Source organism: Leptotrichia sp. SK-5 (assembly GCF_055387215.1).
In genome coordinates this window covers 556,941-574,423 of record NZ_AP028931.1, presented here as the reverse complement: position 1 = coordinate 574,423, position 17,483 = coordinate 556,941, and the positions used below count along the sequence as shown (strand labels likewise).

The window sequence follows — 17,483 nt, the reverse complement described above, 5'->3', positions numbered from 1 at the left end:
CATGAAAAAAATACTTTTATTATTAACATTATTTTGCATATTAACCCTAAATTTAAATGCTTTAACAATGAAAGAGAAAATTCAGCAGGATTTATCAAAAGTTGGGGTGAAACAGGAAATTATTGATGAAACTGTGAAATTGGATAAAGAAACTGGAGAGGGATTTACAACGAAAAACGAAGATGGGGAAGTATCAACAGAAGATAGAGATAAATGGGAAAAAATTTATTTAAAGGATAAAAGAAATTACGTTGCTTTGGAAAGATTAATAGAATTCTATTTTTTGACTAGAACAGAGAATGATCCTAAAAAAGAGAAGTATATTTCAGAATATTTGAAAACAAATATTTCTGAAGATAGAAAAAATTTCTTTTTGGGAAAGAATTTTTGGATCAGCTCAAAAGAAAAAACTGAGAAAAATAAATATTTTGAAAAAGTTAAAAGTATTAGTAATAATCAGTATTATTTGAAAGTAATAGATTTTTTTGAGTATTTATCAAAGGAATCAAAAAATATAAATCAAGATAATAATTTAAAAACAGTTAAGCCAAAAATAGATGAAATAATGCAAAAAATGGAGGAAATTGATAAAATACTTAATAATAAAGATTTGAGGGAAAAATACAGAATTTCTGATGAAGAGGCGTATTCTGATCAACTAATTTTTTTTATGGCTGGAGGTATTCTAAAAGCAGTAGCAGGTGATACTGAAGGAATGGTCAATGATTTTATAAATAAAATTGCAAATAAAAAGATTTCTAAAGAAGTGGCAGAATATAATAAAAATAAAGAAATGATGACTGTTATGACAATTCAGATGACAATGGCTTTGAAAGGATTTTTTGGAGAAATGTCAGAAAAAGAAATTACAAAACTTGAAAAATTGACAAAAAAACTTCAAGATACTGAAATGTTTAAAAGAATTATGGAAAATTCTGAAAAAGAGGAAACTATTGAAAGCGATATTCATTTAGAAGATAAAAGAAAAAAATTTGAAACATTTTCAGATGATGAGCAAATAAAACGAATTGTTGCTCAAAAAAATTTGACTATATCGAAACAAGAATAGACAAGGAGAAAAAGATTTTTGATTGGACATTTGGATGTAGTGGATTAAATTGTAAACTTATTTTTTTAGGAAAAAATAAGAAATCTTGAAGCATTAGACATATATAATAAGATTGTAAATTAATTTTTTAATTAATTAGATAATAAAATTTAGGAGGAGAGAAAAAATGAACAAAAAAGGAAAAATTTATGTAGTAGGAATTGGGCCAGGAAAAAAGGCAGATATGACTTTTAAGGCTTATGAAGCAATGGAGAAAAGCGATATAATCGTTGGGTATAAAACTTATACTGACTTGATTAAGGAATATTTTCCAAATACGGAAATAAAAAGTTCAAGTATGATGAAGGAAGTTGACAGATGTATTGAAGTTTTGGAACTTGCAAAATCTGGTAAAAATGTTGCTTTGATTAGCAGTGGAGATGCTGGAGTATACGGTATGGCTGGAATAATGTATGAAGTTATTGATGAAAAGGATGATGTGGAAATTGAAGTAATCTCAGGAGTTACAGCAACAAACGCTGCAGCCGCAATCGTTGGAGCACCAATTATGCACGATTATGTAACAATTAGCTTAAGTAATCTTTTAACAGACTGGGAATTAATAAAAAAACGTCTGGAACTGGCAGCACAGGGTGATTTTATTATAAGCTTATACAATCCAAAAAGTAAAGGAAGAACAACACAAATTGTTGAAGCACAAGAAATTATGCTAAAACACAAATCAAAAGATACTCCTGTTGCAATTGTAAGAAATGCTGGACGTGAAACTGAAGAGTATGAAATTACAACGCTTGAGAAAATGCTTGATTCTGAAATAAATATGCTTACAATTGTACTAATTGGAAATTCAAATACCTTTGTGAAAAAAGGGAAAATGATTACACCTAGAGGGTATGAGAAAAAATATGAATATTAATACTTTTTAAAAAACTAGTAACAAAATTTGACAATATTTATAAAATAAAAAAATTGGACTATCGAAAAAATATTAAGTTAGTCCATTTTTATTTTATCTTCTATTCTATTTTCCTTTATTTTTTTTTTAACCATTCAAATACCCTTTTTAGTGATAAGACAGGTTTATTTCTTACAATTTTTTCATTTCCTAAAAAATCACGCATTGTCTTTAATGTTTTTCCAGCATTTTTTACAACGAAATTATATGAGCCAGCACTTTTAGTATCTATAAAAAAACCACGAATATACTTATCTTTAAAAAAAATCTGTGCTCTTACTCTTATAATTTCTTCCCAAGGAATCTGAATATAGTCTTCAGGATTACGGTTATTATAAAATTCAAAAGCTTTATCGCCTACGAGTATGTTTCCATTTTTATTTCCGATCATTCCTGATAAAGAATTTGCCTTTGTTGTGAATAAGACTTTTGTATTCATTGAAATAGCCACTTTTATTCCTCATTTCTATAACTTATTTATTATTAAAACTTCTACAGTCAAACAATAACTATAAATAAACAATCTGTTTTTAAAAAATTTCAAGTGTAAAATTAGAAAAAAGTTGGCTTTTTAGTTCCAACTTATTTCCTCTAAATAGATTTTCTATTTATTTAAAATTGAATTTTTAGTAGTCATTCCTTATTTTTAGAATATTCCAACTAAGTGTCCTAAAATTCCCACTGCAAATAATCCAAAGATAATTACAATTGGACTTACTTTTCTCTTAAGCAGCCACATACATAAGAAAGTCAGTAATAAAGCTGCTAATCCTGGTACTAACTGATTTAAGTTGTCTTGTAAAGTTGTTACTTTTTCAGGAGAAAGAGATAATCCGCCTGCTATATCTCCAAGAATTTTTTGTAACTGAGTACCATCTACAGAGCCTTTTGGAAATTCTATGTAAGCTCCTTTTGCTAAAGGAACTTTTGATACAACCATTGGGAAATTAATTGTTGTCCAACGTTGAACTAGTATTCCCATAACGAACATTCCTAAAATAGATGCTCCTTTAGTAATTGTCTGTAATAAACCACCTGACAAGTCTTTTGTAATTTCAGCACCTTTTTGGTAACCAAATTCTTGAGTATACCATAAGAAAGCCACACGAATTACATTCCATACAATGAAGAAAAATAAAGGAGCTATAAGTGATCCACCTGCCGCCAATGAAGCAGCAATTTCTCCTAAAATAGGACGTACTGTAAACCAGAATACAGGATCTCCAATTCCTGCAAGTGGTCCCATCATTCCAACTTTTACCCCTTGGATAGCTGCATCATCAACTGGAGCTCCATTGGCCCTCTCTTCTTCCAGAGCTAAAGTTACTCCTAAAATAGGTGCAGCAATGTATGGGTGAGTATTAAAGAATTCCAAATGTCTTTTTAGTGCTGCCGAAGCATCATCTTTATTTGGATATAGTTTTTTTAATGCAGGAATTATAGCATAAGCCCATCCTCCATTTTGCATACGTTCATAGTTCCAAGAACCTTGAAGAAATTGTGAACGTAACATTATATTAAAACGATCTGATTTTTCTAATTTTACTTTCTTATTTTCTGCCATTTCGTATTCCTCCTTTAATTAATAGTCATTTAAAATGTCACCTAACGGATCTCCAGAAGAAGATGCTCCTCCGTCTCCTCCACCGTTACCTTTGTTGTTTGTAACATTTAAGTAGATAATAGCCGCAGCAACACCGATAATTCCTGTAGCAATTAATGTAAGCTCTTTTACTGGCGCTAATGCAAAACCTAGGAAGAAGAATGGCCATACTTCTTTATTTGCCATTAAGTTAATAACCATTGCGTACCCTACCGCTACAACAAATCCACCACCAATAGCCATTCCTTCAGTAAACCATTGCGGCAATGAACTCAATGCTCCTTGAATAACATCTGAAGGAACAAATAATAGTAACAAAGCAGGAATAGCAATACGTAAACCTTGACACGCAAGTGCTATCATATGCCATAATTCGACACCTTTGAAGTTACCTTTTTCTGCTTCTCTATCAGCCTGGTGAACAATAACTACTGATAAAGTACGAACAACCATAGTTAAAACTAGTCCCGCAGTTGCAAGAGCGACAGCTGTTCCAATTACGGTACCTTGATCTTTAAAATTATTTTTTGCAAAAATTATAGCTGAAGCTACAGAAGCAAGAGCTGCATCAGGTGCAACAGCTGCTCCTACATTTGCCCAACCTAAAGCCATTAATTGTAAAACTCCACCTAGCATAACACATTCTTTTATGTGTCCTGTCGCAACTCCAATTAACGAACATGCAATAATTGGCTGATGGAATTGGAACTGGTCAAGGATACCTTCCATTCCTGCTAGAAATGCGACGATTAATATTAAAATAATTGATAAAATATTAAAATCCATAATAACCTCCTAAAATTAAAGTTTTAATCCTTCATTTTGTTTTTCTGAAATTAATTTAAATAAATCTGCCTTCTTGTCGGCAGCAACTTTTCTTACATCAAACTGCACACCTAAATCTCTTAATTTTTTGTAGGTGTCAACATCTTTTTGATCCATTGAAAGCACATTGTTTACCATAACTTTTCCAACACTATGTGCCATTGATCCTACATTTAACTCTTTAATATCTACACCTTTTTCGATTACATACAGTGCATCCTGAGGATTTTCAAATAGCAATAATGCTTTTGTATTTCCAAATCTTGGATCTTTTGAAATAGCTACTAATTTATCAAGTGGAATAACGTGTGCACGTACACCTGGAGGTGCCGCCTGTTCGATTAATTTTTTACGTAGTTCATCTTTTGAAACTGTATCTGAAACTACAATTATTCTATTTGGATTTGTCGCTTTTGTCCAGCTTGTTGCAACTTGTCCGTGTAACAGACGTGTGTCAATACGGGCTAGAACAAATTTTATTTTTCCATCTCCGATAACTGTTCCTTCTGGAATTGCTCCTTTTGGCGTGTCATCTTGAGCCGCTGCTTTTGCTGCTGTTTCTTTAGGCTGTAATTCTTCAGGACGAACCTTGACTTGATCTCTTCCTTCCGGAACAATAGCTTTTGCTACTTCGTGAGCTGTATCTAAATCTTCTCTTTCTGATAAAGCTGCTAATAGCATTGGCAAGTTAAGTCCTGCTACAATTGCTCTTTTTTCAGGTGCTTCTTCAAAGAAACGATTTGATTGGTTGAAAGGGCTTCCTCCCCATAAGTCAACTAAAAACAGAACTTCTTCAGTTCCTAGTTTGGCAATGGCATCTTGAATTTTTTTATATAAGTCATCTGGTCCTTCACTTGGCATAAATACAACTGATTCTAGCAATTCCGCCTCACCTAGAATCATTGAAGCCGACTGCTTTATACCAGCCGCAAATTCACCATGACTTGCAACGATAATTCCTACCATTTTGAACCTCCTTTTAGATAAAATATATTTTTTATGTTTTCACTTTATGAAATTTTAATGTTCCTAATTATTTCTAGTAATTGTTTTACTAAAATTAAAAGTGAATAACCTCATAATATGAGTGTACCACATTTTTTTAGATTTGCAAGCATTTTATAAGAAATTTATATAATAAAATTTGTATAGATGTCAAACATTTGTTACAAAAATATATTAAAAAAAATATTTCTTTCCTAATGTATCTTTAACCTACTGATTTTCCTTGTACTCTTTTAATACTTCATTTGGACTCTTAAAGCCCAGTACTTTTCTTGATATGTTGTTGTATCTTGTATTGTATTTCCTTATTGCCCTTAACAGTTCTTCCTTGCTTTTAAATTTCTTGTCCCCATAGTACTTGCTGTCAAGCCTGTGGCTTCTTTCCACTTTTCCATTCTCCCATGGCGAATATGGACGGGTTGTCACGTACTCTATCCCCTTCTCCTCCAGTTTCACCTCAAACAGCGTTTTCTTATCACTTTCAGAATTTGTGAACTCTTTCCCATTGTCTGTCTGAACTTTCTTTATGTCAAATCCCAGCTCCCTTTCCAAGTTCTCTAGAAACTTTGCGGTCTGATAGGTGCTTTTTTCATCTGCTATCCTTAACACTCTTTTTCTTGTATATTCATCTAATGCCGTTATTTGATAATACTTCTGGTCACGTGTGCCAAACTGTATGCATTCTTCCGGAACATATTTTATGTCTATCTGTACTCTTTCCCCAGGGTACTTCGCCTGTTCAGCCTTCTTTTTTCTTTTATGCGGCTTTTTAATGTTTTCTTTGGCATTGCCCTTCATTTTCCTTATTATCCTGCACATTGAATCGTATGTACGGCTGTAGCCTTCCTTTCTCGCTTTGACATAAACTTCTGCCAGCCCTTCATAGCCAAATTTCCTGTATTTTTTCATAACCAGTTCTATTTCTTCCTGCGTGTGCTGGTTTGGGTGGCTTTCAGGTCTTCTGCTTTTTGGCAGAAGAGACTGGACTGTGCCGTCGTATCTGTCTCTCCAACGTTTTATCTGCTGACGTGATGTTTTATATTTCACTGCTGCCTTTGAATTATTATTATGTTTTATTGCATACTCAATTGCCCGTTGACGAACACGGTATATTTCTGATATACTACTCATATGAAAGGTTTCTCCTTAATGTGGTTTTGGTTGGCTTACATTATATCAGAAACCTTTCTTTTTTTGTATATTCTTGTCACATATGTATTATCTCACAACATATAAGAAATTTATATAATAAAATTAATGGATATTGATTTTTAGTAGTTTTTTTTATAATTTATAATATTGAAATCAATATAACTTAATGTCAAAAACATTTTTACTATAAAAAATAACAATTTAAAAAACTTACCTATTTATTCTCCTTATGAATTATTCAATTAAATATAACTTAGCTATATAAATATAGTAAAACTTCCATACCTTTTTTTTATTTATTATAATTTATTTTTTTATTAGAAAAATACTTGCATTATTTTTTAAAAAATTATAAAATGATTTGATAACAAAAATATTCGATTATCACAGTATTCGTTACACTTTTGAAATAATTTTAAAGTGAATCCTTAAAAGTTTATCAAAAAACTTATTTTAAAATTATTTTAAATAAAAAAACTTCAGAAATCAAAAAATAACAATGAGAGGAGATGGACTAAAATGACTCTAGTGGAAGGAAAGATTGGAGAGAAATTTTTGCTAAAAGATATTGATGAGAGGACATTGGATACACGGTTATTAAGTCTGGGAGTTTGCAGAGGCGACGCATGTACAATAGAAAATATTGCAAATGGAAATATTTTAATAAAGACAGTGGAAACAAAAATCGTAATCAGTACAAATTTAGCAAATCATATTCAAATTGAGGTGGTAAAATGATAAATGTAGCATTTGTCGGAAATCCTAACGTAGGAAAAACCGCTTTAATTAATCAAATCTCACATGCAAGTTTAAAAATAGGAAACTGGCCAGGGGTAACAATAGAAAAAAAGGAAGTTTTTTTTAAGATAGGCAATGAGGATATAAAACTTATCGATTTGCCGGGAATTTACAATTTATCAATAAATACTCCTGAAGAGCGTGTTTCAAGAGATTTTTTACTAAATGAAAAAGTTGATGTAATAATCAATGTTATGGATTCGACATCGCTTGAGAAAAATATTTATTTAACAGCTCTATTAAAGGAACTTGGCATTCCAATTGTTATAGCGCTTAACTTTGAGGATGAATTTAAAAGGATTGGCTATAAGCTGGATATGGACAGATTTCAAAAGCAGCTTGGTATCCCAGTAGTCTTTACAAGTGGAAAATCTGGAAATGGCGTAGATAAGCTTATGGAAAAAGTAGTTGAAATTTCAAAACAAACTTCATCAGAACATAAACAGCACAGACTTTTGTTTGAGAAAGAAATTGAAAGTAATATTGAAACTTTGAAAAATAAACTAAAAAATGAGAAATCCTATGAAAAAATGCTGAAAAGATACCCTCTTGACTGGCTTGTTATCAAAATTTTAGAAAACGATACAAATGTAATAGCAAGAATAAAAAATGAATTTGGAATCAACTTGTTAGATGTCGGAAGTCTTGAAAAGAAAAATCTTGAGGAACATTACGGAATTGAGCCTGAAGATGTATTGGCAAGGGTAAGATACGGAATTGTGCGTGGAATTATTTCGGCAAACTTAACAAGAGGTACTGGAAATAAATTTGCATTGACGGATAAAATTGACAAGATACTTTTAAATAAATTTTTTGGTGGAATTGCATTTCTTGCTATAATTTATGCAGTGTTTGTTATTGTATTTGATGGAAGTTCACCATTTATTGACTGGATTGACGGGTTTTTTAGTGATTTTGTAATAAAATATGTAGGACATGCTATTGAAGGAGTACCTGACTGGCTAAGCAGCTTTGTGCTGGAAGGAATTCTTGCTGGAGTAGGTTCAGTCTTGACATTTGTTCCACTTATGTTCTTTATATACTTTTTCATGGCAATTCTTGAAGAAAGTGGTTATATGGCACGTGTAGCGTTTATTCTGAATAAAATGATGACAAAAGTTGGGCTTTCTGGAAAAGCATTTATCCCAATGCTAATTGGATTCGGATGTACAGTTCCTGCAATTTATTCAACAAGAACATTAGAAGATGAGAAAACAAGAAGGCTGACAGGAGTTATTGCCACTTTTATGTCTTGTGGAGCAAGACTTCCTGTTTATTCACTGCTTGCAGCAGCATTTTTCAGTAAACAGGCGGCCTTAGTTGTAGTTTCAATTTATCTTTTCGGAGTATTTATGGCTCTTTTTGTGGCATTTATATTAAAAAGGTTCAATTACTTCAAGGGAAATAATACGGAACTCCTAATAGAACTGCCTCCATATAGATTACCAAGCGCAAAAGTTGTATGGAACAATATGAAATCAAAAACTTTTGCCTATGTAAAAAAAGCAACTACAGTAATTTTAGGAATTCTACTGGTTATCTGGTTTTTCCAATATTTTCCAAATAAAGGAGATGCCGAAAATTCTTATTTAGGACAAGCGGCAAAAGTTGTGCAGCCTGTTTTCAAGCCAACTGGCTTTGGTGACAGATGGGAACCTGTAGCTTCCATTGTACCAAGTATTATAGCAAAGGAAACTGTTGTGGGATTTTTAGGGCAAATTTTGTTGTCGGAGGAAGAAGACGAGCAACAGGAGTATAATTTTGCAAATGATTTAAAAAAGCAAGGAATTGGTCTAGGAAATGCTGTGCTTGATTCTATAAAATCTTTGGGACACATTGCGACTTTCAAAATTTCAACATTGAAAATGAAAAGTCAGGAAGATCTTGATGAAGATGCTGGAGGAAATATCGTTCCAGCAATTAGAAATCTATGGAATGATAAATATGGTCCAATAAGAGCTTATTCATTTATGCTGTATGTTCTTCTTGTAGTGCCGTGTGCTGTAGCAATGGGAGCATTAAAACAGGAATTTGGCTGGAAATTATTAGCATTTCAGGTATCAATGCTATTAATTTTACCTTATGCTGTATCAGTACTGTTTTTTAATGTCGCACGATTATTTGTATAATTTCAGAATCATTGAATTATTATAATTCAAATATATTTTTAGATTAAAATATAATTTTAAAATGATATTTATAAATAAAATTTATTATTAATCATGCAATCTTGAAAGGATGTCAAAACATGGTAAAAACAATCATTGTTGCTGTAATTACAGCTATAATTGTGCTTGCAGTCTTTAGAAAAATATATAAAGATTATAAGAAAAATAAAAATTTTTGTGGAACAGATTGTTGTAGCTGTTCAGGCACTTCAACCTGCAATTCACACAGAGAAACAGAAGATTATAATGAATAATGCAACTCAAGCATCACCATCTCACAAAGATAAAACAAAGTTTTTAAAAACTTTATTATAAGAGTTGTCCTGTATAATCATATCTGACCAATAGAAAAAGTGAAAACTTTTTTCTTCAAAACTCCTTTTTAAATATGCTATCACAAGGGTAGCATATTTTTTTTGCCATTTTTTTACAAAGCAAGGTAATACAGTACCAAAAAGGTATTCAGTTACCTTTTTCATTTTTTAATATTTTTTATTTATTTGTGATTTTTCCAAAAAAGGTACTCATTTACCTTGCCCGTTGGTCTCCCGTTGGTCCCCAAATTCATTGCCTACAAATTATCAGTTTTATTGATTCAATTAATGGTTTTAATTTACATCATTCAAAAATTTGATGTTATCCATTGATACAGTCAATTCCTCGATGTCTGATTGAATATAATATTCATTTGTAGTGCTTATGTCCTCGTGTCCTAGTATATCGGTTATTACAACGCTATTTATTTTCTGATTGTTCATAAAGGTTGCCAATGTCTTTCGGCAATCGTGTGGCTTATGATTCATTTCCAACTCTTCCAGCGTCTTATAAAACTTTTCTCTAAAGTAATTTGTACGTATCGGCTTATTTTCTTTTTTCTTTTTCTCAAATACCCATTTTTTATTATATAACAAATATTCAGTTGGACTGCTCTCATATAGTCCTTTCACTAACTGAAATATATCCTTGTGTATCGGTATTTGTCTATGTCTCCCTTTTTCCGTCTTGTTTCCGCCGTTTATAATTCTACGCAGCAAGTCAACGTTTTCTTTTTTCAGTTCTGTAATTTCGCCTATTCTCATACCTGTGTAAATCATAATTAAAATATAGTCTACCCACTGTATACCAATATTGTTCCATAGCTTTTGAATTTCATAGCCTGTAAACACATTCTTTTGCCTTTTACTGCTTTCCTTTGGCAATCTTATAAACTTCGCTCTGTTCACTGTCATTATTTCAAGTTCCATAGCATAGTTGCCTAGCACTGTCAAAAAGTTTTTTGTGATCTTCTTTGTTGCTACACTGCAATTAAGATTGTTTACAGTGTCTTGCATTTGTGGGCTTTTTATTTCCCTAAATATCAGACTATGTAACGGCTTACATCTTTTAAAGCTGTTCTCGTAGCCCTTTATCGTGCCAACTGCAACCAGTCCTTTTTGATTCTCTATAAATAATCTATACAGCCCCTTAAATGTCATTGTGCTGTTTTCTACATCATAAGGATTGTATAAATATTCATTCAGCACTTCCATTGCCTGTTTTCTTGTTTCATAATAGCCCAGCGATACCCTTTTCTTTGTTTTCCAGTCCGTAACTCTTACCCTGTACGGCTTTCTTTTCGTGGTTTTTGTTATACTTCCAGTACCATTTGCATTTTTTATTCTTTTCATTTCTTCCACCAATCCAAAAATCTAGCTAATAGGCACTACTCTGCCCTATAATTTTAATACCGTTTTTTACAATAGTCAAAAAATATTTTAATCAGTTCATTGTCCGTTAGTTCTAATAACTCTTTTATTCTGTATATTTCCGACTGTGTAAAATAATTTTTTCCGTTTATTTTTTTATTAAGTCCACTTTCCGATATTCTTAATTCCTTAGCTAATTTCTGGTAATTTAATCTTTTCTCCCTTATCTTGTGTTTTAATACAATGTATTCCATTCTTTTTGATTTCAAGTTCAATTAAATCACCCCATTTTGTTATTTGAATATCCCTGAAGCAGTAAACAGCCTTTTCCTGTCGTTTATCATTTCAAAAAAGGCCCGAATTTCCATGTCATCAAGTTTCATTATCCGTTTTTTTCCTACAATTGTTACATATCTTAATATTTTTTCTATGTCCTCATCTGTATCTTTCACTATCTTTACATCAACAGCATTCTTAATTTCCTCCTTTTTCCATTTTTTCCAAGTCTTTTCCAATTTTCCTGTTTCCTTTTTCCTAATCCAATGCTTTTTAAAGTCTTCTCTAACCCCTAATAACAAATGAATATGCGGCAATAACTTTCCTGTATACTTATTATAGGAAATTTCAACTATTTTTATATAGCCCAGCATTATTGCCTGTATGCTCCTTTTTCTTACAATTTTTGCCACTATGTCGTTATTTTCAGTAACTTCATCTCTTAATTTCGATAAGTCGCTTATTTCCCTGCCGTTAAATGTCATTAGGATATATCGGATTCCCTTTTGTTCGTTTATTTTTTCCTTTAGCTTTAAATAGGACTTGAATTTTTTGTTTTCCCTGCATAAAGGGCAAGTTTGACGCTTACACCTTGTTACAAAGTTTATTTCTCCAGCACTGTATAAAAGTTCGTTGTTTATACAGTCTATTATTTCATCAACTTCATTTGTCTTCCTGTATTCCTCTATGATTTCCAATATCTCTATTATCCTGTCCGTTTCTTCTTCCGTGTATCTATATTTTTTTGGATAATTTCCCCTTTCACTCATTAATTTCACTTCCTTACCCAAATGTTAAATTCAGCGTGCATTATCCCTCTCTTTTCTCTATAATTATTTTTCTTTGTGTATGTCTGTATATAATCAATAAATTATCATTGCTTTTCTTTGAATTATATAGATTATTTTGTATTCTAAGCCTTTATTTATGCTATCTAGGTTATATCTTTGAATGAAAAATGATTAAAAATGTAAAATTCATAACCCACATTACTATATATAAGTAAAGGGAAAAATTTTTGCTTATTCAAAATTACGTATTTTTTTTAACCTTGTATTAATCTTACATTTTTGGCTGTTATGGTATCTAACTTTACATTTTTATTTGCTGTTTTTTACTTCAAAAATGTATAATTTGTTATGGTATTTAATATTACATTTTTATTCTCTTATCATTTAAAGATTGGGGCCTAAAATTTTGATTGTTTTAACTGCTGTGATATGGTATAATTGATATATATAAATACACCAAAATAATTATGATTGCTTGTTATAACACTCCCCCCTTTTTTGTGAAATAACAGGCATTTTTTATTTCTTGTTCTTTTTCTTTGGATCATATTCTTGCTGTGATTTTCCATAATTCAGTTTGCCACACTTCTTGCATTTGGCAGCATAATAAATACAACTGTTTTCTATTCCAAATAAGAACGTTCCACAATGCTTGCAATATACTGATTTCATATTTTCTCCTTTCGCTGTTATGATAATGGTTTCTCTGTTTCCTTTTCCATTTCATCAAAGACTTTCATTATTTGTTTGCTTTCGTCAATAAGTGCCTCAAAAACAACATTGTCTATTGACACCTCTAACAAATCGGTTACTTTATCTACTATTTGAATTATTTGTTCACTAGGTATTTGCAATTCGCCTAAAAACTCAACAAATGCCACTGCCTGTATTTTCCGTTCTTTTTGTGTTTCAATCCACTTCTTTTTTCGTTCTTTATTTGCTGTTGTTACGACTTTTCTTAATATATCTATTTTATCCATTCTATCCCCCTTAATTATATGCTAACGCCGTTATTTTTATGCCAAGTTCCATTAATTCGTATATTGATGTCAAATGTCTCTCATATAGCTTATAATCGTCTATTTCCTTATCCAATTTCTTTAATACGCTTTCTATATCCTCGTTATAATTCCTGTGTTCCTTTATTTTTTTTATGTTTTTCTTAACACTCGGCATTTTCTTTTCGTATGCTCCCATTATCCTTGCCCCCTATTCTTTTGTCTGTTAGATTTTTTAACTCAATCAATACTTTTTCCATTTCTTCCACGCTTAATTGTTCAAATGCTTTGATTATCGTCTTTGCTCTTTCGCTACTGTTTGCTTTCTCCATTTTTAATTTTCTCCTATTTTTTAAAATTTAAAGCCTAAAATTACAATTATCTTGAAAAATTAGGCTATTTTTTCATTATAATTGATTCTGATTTTCGGATAGGCCCAGCTGTTCCTGCTCCATTAATTCAAATCCTTTTTGTGTCGCCTTGTCTATTTCGCTTATAAACAAGCTCCGTACTTTCCTAAATACTTCCGTTGCCTTGTCCCTGCAATCTTGATATATCAAGTAATGTGGTACGTTCTTAGATATGTTTTCAATGATTGTAACGTTTATAATCGTTTCCAGTTGCTGTAATAAATTCAATTCCTGTGCATTCATCTCATCCCTTTCAGGCTTTGCCTTATATCCCATTATCCTGTATGCTATCATTGTATAGTTTGCAAAATATAGCTTCCATTTTTCCTTTGGCACGTTTCCATATTCCAGCAATCTCTGTATTGTGCTTGTTTCCAAGTTCCTTAATGCCTTACCCATTACTCTAACTTGTAGCCTTTCACGTTCTAAAGCCTTTTTGAGTTCGTTCTCCAAATGTTCGATATAATCAATAACCTTTTCACGGACTGTGGCACTTTCTCTCAATAATACTTGCTTTGCCTGTGATAAGGTTAATACAAACATTTCTCTTTCACGATTATTTTTATCTAAGTATTTGCTAAGGGAAATATTTCCCTGTGCTATTTTATTCTTAAATTCTTTTCTGATAATTTTTAACAAGTCATTATGCCTTAATTTTGAATATCTGCCACTCAAATTTTCTTTTTTTGTCAATGTTCCTGCTTTTGCTTTCTCCTGGTACTCTTTTTCTCTAAATTCATTAATCTTTTCCAATAATTCCCTGCTTGTTATCATTTCGTTGTTTCCTGTCAATTCCATTTTCTATCACTCCATTTCCATTATTGCCACTTGCTTTCCTAATTTAAAAAACTTTTCTTCTAAATCATTAATCAGTCCTACCAATGTATCACTAGCAGTATTATTATTTTCCAATTCATTAAAAACAATGTCCCATTTTTCCTTATTTTCTAGCTCAAATTTATAATTAGCCCACTCTTTTATTCCCTCTTCCATTGATTCTTTTCTTACTTTCATTTCTTCCATTTAATCCACGCTCCTTAATTTGATTTATCCAATATTTCTTTTATTGTTTTTTCTTCCTCTGTAAATACATCAATTACAACTATGCTTTCACGTATAACATTCTCAATATCCATATTACTGATGTTTTCCCTGTATGCTTTTTGTAGATCTTCCTTGACTGTTATTTCTTCCCTTGCTACCTGTATAGCTGTAAACAGTTCAATTAATTTTTCTTTTACTTTTTCATTCTTAGCAAGTTTTAGGCTTTCACGTTCTGCGTATCTCTCTTTTTGCCATATTTCTTCCCTTATCTCGTCTGCCTTGTCGCCTAATATTTCTTCTCTTATTTTCTTTTCCATTTATTCCGTTCTCCTATTGTCTAATATCCCATTTTCTCCAATATCCCTATTGATATTCTCTCTTTTACTGACGTATCTGTTATATTATCCAGTAGCTTTAATGCTATTTCTATATTGTTGCTATCCTGCTGTAGCCTTGTTTCTATCTCATTGCTTATAAAGTATTCTGTTATTTTGTCCTTAAATTCCCTTAATTCCTTTATTTTTTTGAGTAATTCCTCTAAATTTTTCTGATAGTATATTGCTGTGTATGTTAATTGATTACTTAAAATGGCATTTTCTCTTTTTAATACTTTTATTTCTTCATTTCTTAATACACTTCTACCTTTGACTGTCGATAATTTAAGGCTTATATCATACCCAACCAGCTTGTTTAATTGCCTTGTGATTAATATAGGTACACCGTGATAAGTTAGTTTGTTATCCAGCGTTATTTCGTTTCTTATGCTTTCCATTTTCCTTGTCATCGGTCTTTTGCCCTGCAGTTCTTTTCTCATTCTTTCAAATTCATTGATATATGCAACATTTAAGTAAAATGCCACAGGTACTGAAGCATTATATCCTCCAATTAATTGTGCTATACCTTTTTGTGTGATCAGATAATTTCTATAATCTTTTCCTCTGTTTTTAAAAGTATTTTCTATTAAAATTCGTGGCTTAAAGTTAAGCCGCCAAATTGTTTTACATAATTGTCTATTTTTGTAAGTAAATTTTTATGCTCTACTCCCAGTTCCTCTGCTACTCTGTTACTTGTTGTTACTAAGATTCCTTTTACATTTTCCACGTTTACCTTAATCATTTCCATAATTATTTCACTCCCTTAATCATTCTTTTTATTCTGTTAATCATTCTATTTCGGGCCTTTTCCCTTGCTTTGTCGCTGTTTTTGTTTACCATTCCTATAGCTTCAAATTTGTGTTTCATTCCTTACCACTCCATTTCAATATTAAATTTTCTGTGTATCTCCGTTTTCGATGTATCAAAAAATTATTAAGCCCAACGCTTAACCTAACAATCAAATTTATTCGTGTATTTTCTTATTGCCTAGAAATGTATTTTATATGCCTGTTTACTTGTTTTATGATATGTGTTATAATTGTCTTGAATTTTTTCGATTATAAATTTTAGGTATAAAAAAATACTACAAATTCCTTTGCATTTTTAAGAAGTTTGTAGTATAATCTACTTGCTTAGGGTGGATTATACCACAAAAAACTCTGTAATTGTCTTTTTTTAGATACTTATGGAGTTTTTTTATCTTTTGGTAATGATTATTTGCCCTTTTTCTTCGACAAGTTCAAGCCTTATTTCTCTTTCGTCCTGTGTTACTCCTAAAGCTCTTAAAAATGGTACTGGTATTCTTAATATTGCTCCTGTTCCATTTCCACTTTTACCATAAGACACTTTTAAATCTCTTTTCTTTTCCATTTTCATTCTCCTTTGTAAGTATCTTACAATTATTATACTACGTAAGATACTCATTGTCAAGTTATAATTTACATTTTTTTCATAAATTACATTACAAACTTCTCAAGTATGCTATTTGATTGTGATTGTCCGCGTTAATTGGCTGTTACATCAGGCCCAATTGTTTCTGATTTTCATTGATTTTGTATATATTTGGCATATCCAGTTTCATAAATTGCATTAATTGGTAGCCAAGTGCTTTGCATTTTCCGTAAATATCTTTATAAAACAACTGCTTTTCCATACTCTCAAATATAACTTTTGAAAATAAGTCCTCTAGCTTTTTGATATGTAGCAATGTTTCAACGTCGACCGTTTCCCTTGTTCCGTCCTCTACTCCTGCAAGTCTATTTACAAGCCTCGAATATACGATATAAAGCCTGTCAGCATTGTTGCTCCCTTGTGATTTTGCATAAGGTATTAATACAGCTATTGCGTCCGTTTCCTTTCGCCTTGTGATTTTCCCTTGCTTTCTAGTGAGTAGCCATTCATTATTTTGCCTGTTCCATAATGCCTGCCTTAACATCTGATTTTGTTTTTCCAGCTTTTCAATATAATCAAATACTTTTTCTCTTACTTCTACACTTTCCTTTGTCAAAAGTCTTAACGATTGTTTCAAAGTCAAAATATACATTGGGTAAATTTTCCCCCTAGAAGTCTTATAATTTGACAAGGAAATTTTTCCTTGTGAGATTTTTGTATTAAATTCTTTTCTTATGATTTTTAATAAGTCGTAATGTTCTAGTTTGCTTTTATTTTCTTCTATCCTAAACTTATTGATTAATTCCAATAATTCCAAGCTTGTGATACTTTCCTTAGGCTCTTTGCCTATCCTTGTTACTAATTCATTCATTTTTATTCGCTCCTATATCAATTTTTTTGGACTGTACTGTGTATTCCAGTCATAGCTAAGTAAATTT

The 17,483-nt window shown here is 31.4% G+C and carries 24 protein-coding genes; 5 read left to right on the top strand and 19 right to left on the bottom strand.

Features of this window, described 5'->3' with window-relative positions; genetic code table 11:
• Position 1 precedes the first annotated feature (1 nt).
• Together ACZ5B9_RS03035 and cobJ are read left to right on the top strand one after the other, a co-directional pair.
• Positions 2-1,069, top strand: coding sequence for a hypothetical protein (locus ACZ5B9_RS03035; protein WP_464423311.1), 1,068 nt, complete (start codon positions 2-4; stop codon positions 1,067-1,069).
• A gap of 166 nt (positions 1,070-1,235) precedes the next feature.
• Positions 1,236-1,985, top strand: a complete 750-nt coding sequence (gene cobJ / locus ACZ5B9_RS03030; protein ID WP_021770084.1) for a precorrin-3B C(17)-methyltransferase — start codon at positions 1,236-1,238, stop codon at positions 1,983-1,985.
• A gap of 115 nt (positions 1,986-2,100) precedes the next feature.
• Here the strand turns inward: cobJ and ACZ5B9_RS03025 are convergent, their stop codons facing one another.
• The 5 genes from ACZ5B9_RS03025 to ACZ5B9_RS03005 all read right to left on the bottom strand — a co-directional run bounded on the left by ACZ5B9_RS03025 (position 2,101) and on the right by ACZ5B9_RS03005 (position 6,588).
• Positions 2,101-2,475, bottom strand: coding sequence for a DUF956 family protein (locus ACZ5B9_RS03025; protein WP_315288685.1), 375 nt, complete (start codon positions 2,473-2,475; stop codon positions 2,101-2,103).
• A gap of 195 nt (positions 2,476-2,670) precedes the next feature.
• On the bottom strand, positions 2,671-3,588 hold the full coding sequence (locus ACZ5B9_RS03020) for a PTS system mannose/fructose/sorbose family transporter subunit IID (protein ID WP_464423310.1): 918 nt from the start codon (positions 3,586-3,588) through the stop codon (positions 2,671-2,673).
• An 18-nt stretch (positions 3,589-3,606) separates the two neighbouring features.
• Positions 3,607-4,413: a PTS mannose/fructose/sorbose transporter subunit IIC gene (locus ACZ5B9_RS03015; protein ID WP_021770087.1), complete on the bottom strand. Its 807-nt coding sequence runs from the start codon at positions 4,411-4,413 to the stop codon at positions 3,607-3,609.
• 15 nt (positions 4,414-4,428) lie between these two features.
• Complete coding sequence (locus ACZ5B9_RS03010; protein WP_464423309.1) at positions 4,429-5,418, bottom strand: PTS sugar transporter subunit IIB; 990 nt, start codon at positions 5,416-5,418, stop codon at positions 4,429-4,431.
• A 249-nt stretch (positions 5,419-5,667) separates the two neighbouring features.
• Positions 5,668-6,588, bottom strand: a complete 921-nt coding sequence (locus ACZ5B9_RS03005) for a DDE-type integrase/transposase/recombinase (protein ID WP_464422173.1) — start codon at positions 6,586-6,588, stop codon at positions 5,668-5,670.
• Positions 6,589-7,128: 540 nt separating this feature from the next.
• Between ACZ5B9_RS03005 and ACZ5B9_RS03000 the strand changes: the two genes are divergently transcribed.
• The 3 genes from ACZ5B9_RS03000 to ACZ5B9_RS02990 all read left to right on the top strand — a co-directional run bounded on the left by ACZ5B9_RS03000 (position 7,129) and on the right by ACZ5B9_RS02990 (position 9,829).
• Positions 7,129-7,347: a FeoA family protein gene (locus ACZ5B9_RS03000; protein ID WP_006805216.1), complete on the top strand. Its 219-nt coding sequence runs from the start codon at positions 7,129-7,131 to the stop codon at positions 7,345-7,347.
• The gene (feoB, locus tag ACZ5B9_RS02995) at positions 7,344-9,536 is read left to right on the top strand and encodes a ferrous iron transport protein B (protein WP_464423308.1); all 2,193 of its coding nucleotides are present in this window, start codon (positions 7,344-7,346) and stop codon (positions 9,534-9,536) included. The genes ACZ5B9_RS03000 and feoB overlap by 4 nt, the downstream gene beginning before the upstream one ends.
• 119 nt (positions 9,537-9,655) lie before the next feature.
• Entirely contained in the window at positions 9,656-9,829 is a 174-nt protein-coding gene (locus tag ACZ5B9_RS02990) for a FeoB-associated Cys-rich membrane protein (RefSeq protein ID WP_464423307.1), read from the top strand.
• Between the two features lie 354 nt (positions 9,830-10,183).
• Here the strand turns inward: ACZ5B9_RS02990 and ACZ5B9_RS02985 are convergent, their stop codons facing one another.
• From ACZ5B9_RS02985 to ACZ5B9_RS02920, 14 genes are all read right to left on the bottom strand, one after another.
• Complete coding sequence (locus ACZ5B9_RS02985) at positions 10,184-11,242, bottom strand: tyrosine-type recombinase/integrase (protein WP_464423306.1); 1,059 nt, start codon at positions 11,240-11,242, stop codon at positions 10,184-10,186.
• Positions 11,243-11,295: 53 nt separating this feature from the next.
• Complete coding sequence (locus ACZ5B9_RS02980; protein WP_464423305.1) at positions 11,296-11,535, bottom strand: helix-turn-helix domain-containing protein; 240 nt, start codon at positions 11,533-11,535, stop codon at positions 11,296-11,298.
• An 18-nt stretch (positions 11,536-11,553) separates the two neighbouring features.
• Positions 11,554-12,306, bottom strand: a complete 753-nt coding sequence (locus ACZ5B9_RS02975; protein ID WP_464423304.1) for a protein rep — start codon at positions 12,304-12,306, stop codon at positions 11,554-11,556.
• A gap of 540 nt (positions 12,307-12,846) precedes the next feature.
• On the bottom strand, positions 12,847-12,999 hold the full coding sequence (locus ACZ5B9_RS02970) for a hypothetical protein (protein WP_021770117.1): 153 nt from the start codon (positions 12,997-12,999) through the stop codon (positions 12,847-12,849).
• Positions 13,000-13,016: 17 nt separating this feature from the next.
• Complete coding sequence (locus ACZ5B9_RS02965) at positions 13,017-13,307, bottom strand: hypothetical protein (RefSeq protein ID WP_464423303.1); 291 nt, start codon at positions 13,305-13,307, stop codon at positions 13,017-13,019.
• A gap of 10 nt (positions 13,308-13,317) precedes the next feature.
• Positions 13,318-13,524, bottom strand: coding sequence for a hypothetical protein (locus ACZ5B9_RS02960; RefSeq protein WP_464423302.1), 207 nt, complete (start codon positions 13,522-13,524; stop codon positions 13,318-13,320).
• Positions 13,490-13,657 carry a hypothetical protein gene (locus ACZ5B9_RS02955; protein ID WP_464423301.1) on the bottom strand — a complete coding sequence of 56 codons (168 nt, stop codon included), beginning with the start codon at positions 13,655-13,657 and terminating at the stop codon, positions 13,490-13,492. Before ACZ5B9_RS02955 ends, ACZ5B9_RS02960 begins: the two co-directional genes overlap by 35 nt.
• Before the next feature lie 75 nt (positions 13,658-13,732).
• A complete protein-coding gene (locus ACZ5B9_RS02950; protein WP_464423300.1) occupies positions 13,733-14,533 on the bottom strand; it encodes a hypothetical protein in 801 nt (266 codons plus the stop codon).
• 6 nt (positions 14,534-14,539) lie between these two features.
• Entirely contained in the window at positions 14,540-14,758 is a 219-nt protein-coding gene (locus ACZ5B9_RS02945; RefSeq protein WP_464423299.1) for a hypothetical protein, read from the bottom strand.
• A 14-nt stretch (positions 14,759-14,772) separates the two neighbouring features.
• Positions 14,773-15,096, bottom strand: a complete 324-nt coding sequence (locus ACZ5B9_RS02940) for a hypothetical protein (protein WP_464423298.1) — start codon at positions 15,094-15,096, stop codon at positions 14,773-14,775.
• Positions 15,097-15,116: 20 nt separating this feature from the next.
• Positions 15,117-15,638 (bottom strand): hypothetical protein, encoded by a 522-nt coding sequence (locus ACZ5B9_RS02935; RefSeq protein ID WP_464423297.1) that lies wholly within the window; start codon positions 15,636-15,638, stop codon positions 15,117-15,119.
• Between the two features lie 101 nt (positions 15,639-15,739).
• Entirely contained in the window at positions 15,740-15,901 is a 162-nt protein-coding gene (locus ACZ5B9_RS02930) for a hypothetical protein (RefSeq protein WP_464423296.1), read from the bottom strand.
• Between the two features lie 449 nt (positions 15,902-16,350).
• Positions 16,351-16,524, bottom strand: coding sequence for a hypothetical protein (locus ACZ5B9_RS02925; RefSeq protein WP_464423295.1), 174 nt, complete (start codon positions 16,522-16,524; stop codon positions 16,351-16,353).
• A gap of 145 nt (positions 16,525-16,669) precedes the next feature.
• The gene (locus ACZ5B9_RS02920) at positions 16,670-17,416 is read right to left on the bottom strand and encodes a Rha family transcriptional regulator (protein WP_464423294.1); all 747 of its coding nucleotides are present in this window, start codon (positions 17,414-17,416) and stop codon (positions 16,670-16,672) included.
• Between the last annotated feature and the right edge of the window lie 67 nt (positions 17,417-17,483).

Coding starts and splice junctions, on each gene's coding strand:
- ACZ5B9_RS03035 (WP_464423311.1), top strand. CDS start 2: ATGAAAAAAATACTTTTATTATTAACATTATTTTGCATATTAACCCTA.
- cobJ (WP_021770084.1), top strand. CDS start 1,236: ATGAACAAAAAAGGAAAAATTTATGTAGTAGGAATTGGGCCAGGAAAA.
- ACZ5B9_RS03020 (WP_464423310.1), bottom strand. CDS start 3,588: ATGGCAGAAAATAAGAAAGTAAAATTAGAAAAATCAGATCGTTTTAAT.
- ACZ5B9_RS03015 (WP_021770087.1), bottom strand. CDS start 4,413: ATGGATTTTAATATTTTATCAATTATTTTAATATTAATCGTCGCATTT.
- ACZ5B9_RS03010 (WP_464423309.1), bottom strand. CDS start 5,418: ATGGTAGGAATTATCGTTGCAAGTCATGGTGAATTTGCGGCTGGTATA.
- ACZ5B9_RS03005 (WP_464422173.1), bottom strand. CDS start 6,588: ATGAGTAGTATATCAGAAATATACCGTGTTCGTCAACGGGCAATTGAG.
- ACZ5B9_RS03000 (WP_006805216.1), top strand. CDS start 7,129: ATGACTCTAGTGGAAGGAAAGATTGGAGAGAAATTTTTGCTAAAAGAT.
- feoB (WP_464423308.1), top strand. CDS start 7,344: ATGATAAATGTAGCATTTGTCGGAAATCCTAACGTAGGAAAAACCGCT.
- ACZ5B9_RS02990 (WP_464423307.1), top strand. CDS start 9,656: ATGGTAAAAACAATCATTGTTGCTGTAATTACAGCTATAATTGTGCTT.
- ACZ5B9_RS02985 (WP_464423306.1), bottom strand. CDS start 11,242: ATGAAAAGAATAAAAAATGCAAATGGTACTGGAAGTATAACAAAAACC.
- ACZ5B9_RS02975 (WP_464423304.1), bottom strand. CDS start 12,306: ATGAGTGAAAGGGGAAATTATCCAAAAAAATATAGATACACGGAAGAA.
- ACZ5B9_RS02970 (WP_021770117.1), bottom strand. CDS start 12,999: ATGAAATCAGTATATTGCAAGCATTGTGGAACGTTCTTATTTGGAATA.
- ACZ5B9_RS02965 (WP_464423303.1), bottom strand. CDS start 13,307: ATGGATAAAATAGATATATTAAGAAAAGTCGTAACAACAGCAAATAAA.
- ACZ5B9_RS02960 (WP_464423302.1), bottom strand. CDS start 13,524: ATGGGAGCATACGAAAAGAAAATGCCGAGTGTTAAGAAAAACATAAAA.
- ACZ5B9_RS02955 (WP_464423301.1), bottom strand. CDS start 13,657: ATGGAGAAAGCAAACAGTAGCGAAAGAGCAAAGACGATAATCAAAGCA.
- ACZ5B9_RS02950 (WP_464423300.1), bottom strand. CDS start 14,533: ATGGAATTGACAGGAAACAACGAAATGATAACAAGCAGGGAATTATTG.
- ACZ5B9_RS02945 (WP_464423299.1), bottom strand. CDS start 14,758: ATGGAAGAAATGAAAGTAAGAAAAGAATCAATGGAAGAGGGAATAAAA.
- ACZ5B9_RS02940 (WP_464423298.1), bottom strand. CDS start 15,096: ATGGAAAAGAAAATAAGAGAAGAAATATTAGGCGACAAGGCAGACGAG.
- ACZ5B9_RS02930 (WP_464423296.1), bottom strand. CDS start 15,901: ATGGAAATGATTAAGGTAAACGTGGAAAATGTAAAAGGAATCTTAGTA.
- ACZ5B9_RS02925 (WP_464423295.1), bottom strand. CDS start 16,524: ATGGAAAAGAAAAGAGATTTAAAAGTGTCTTATGGTAAAAGTGGAAAT.
- ACZ5B9_RS02920 (WP_464423294.1), bottom strand. CDS start 17,416: ATGAATGAATTAGTAACAAGGATAGGCAAAGAGCCTAAGGAAAGTATC.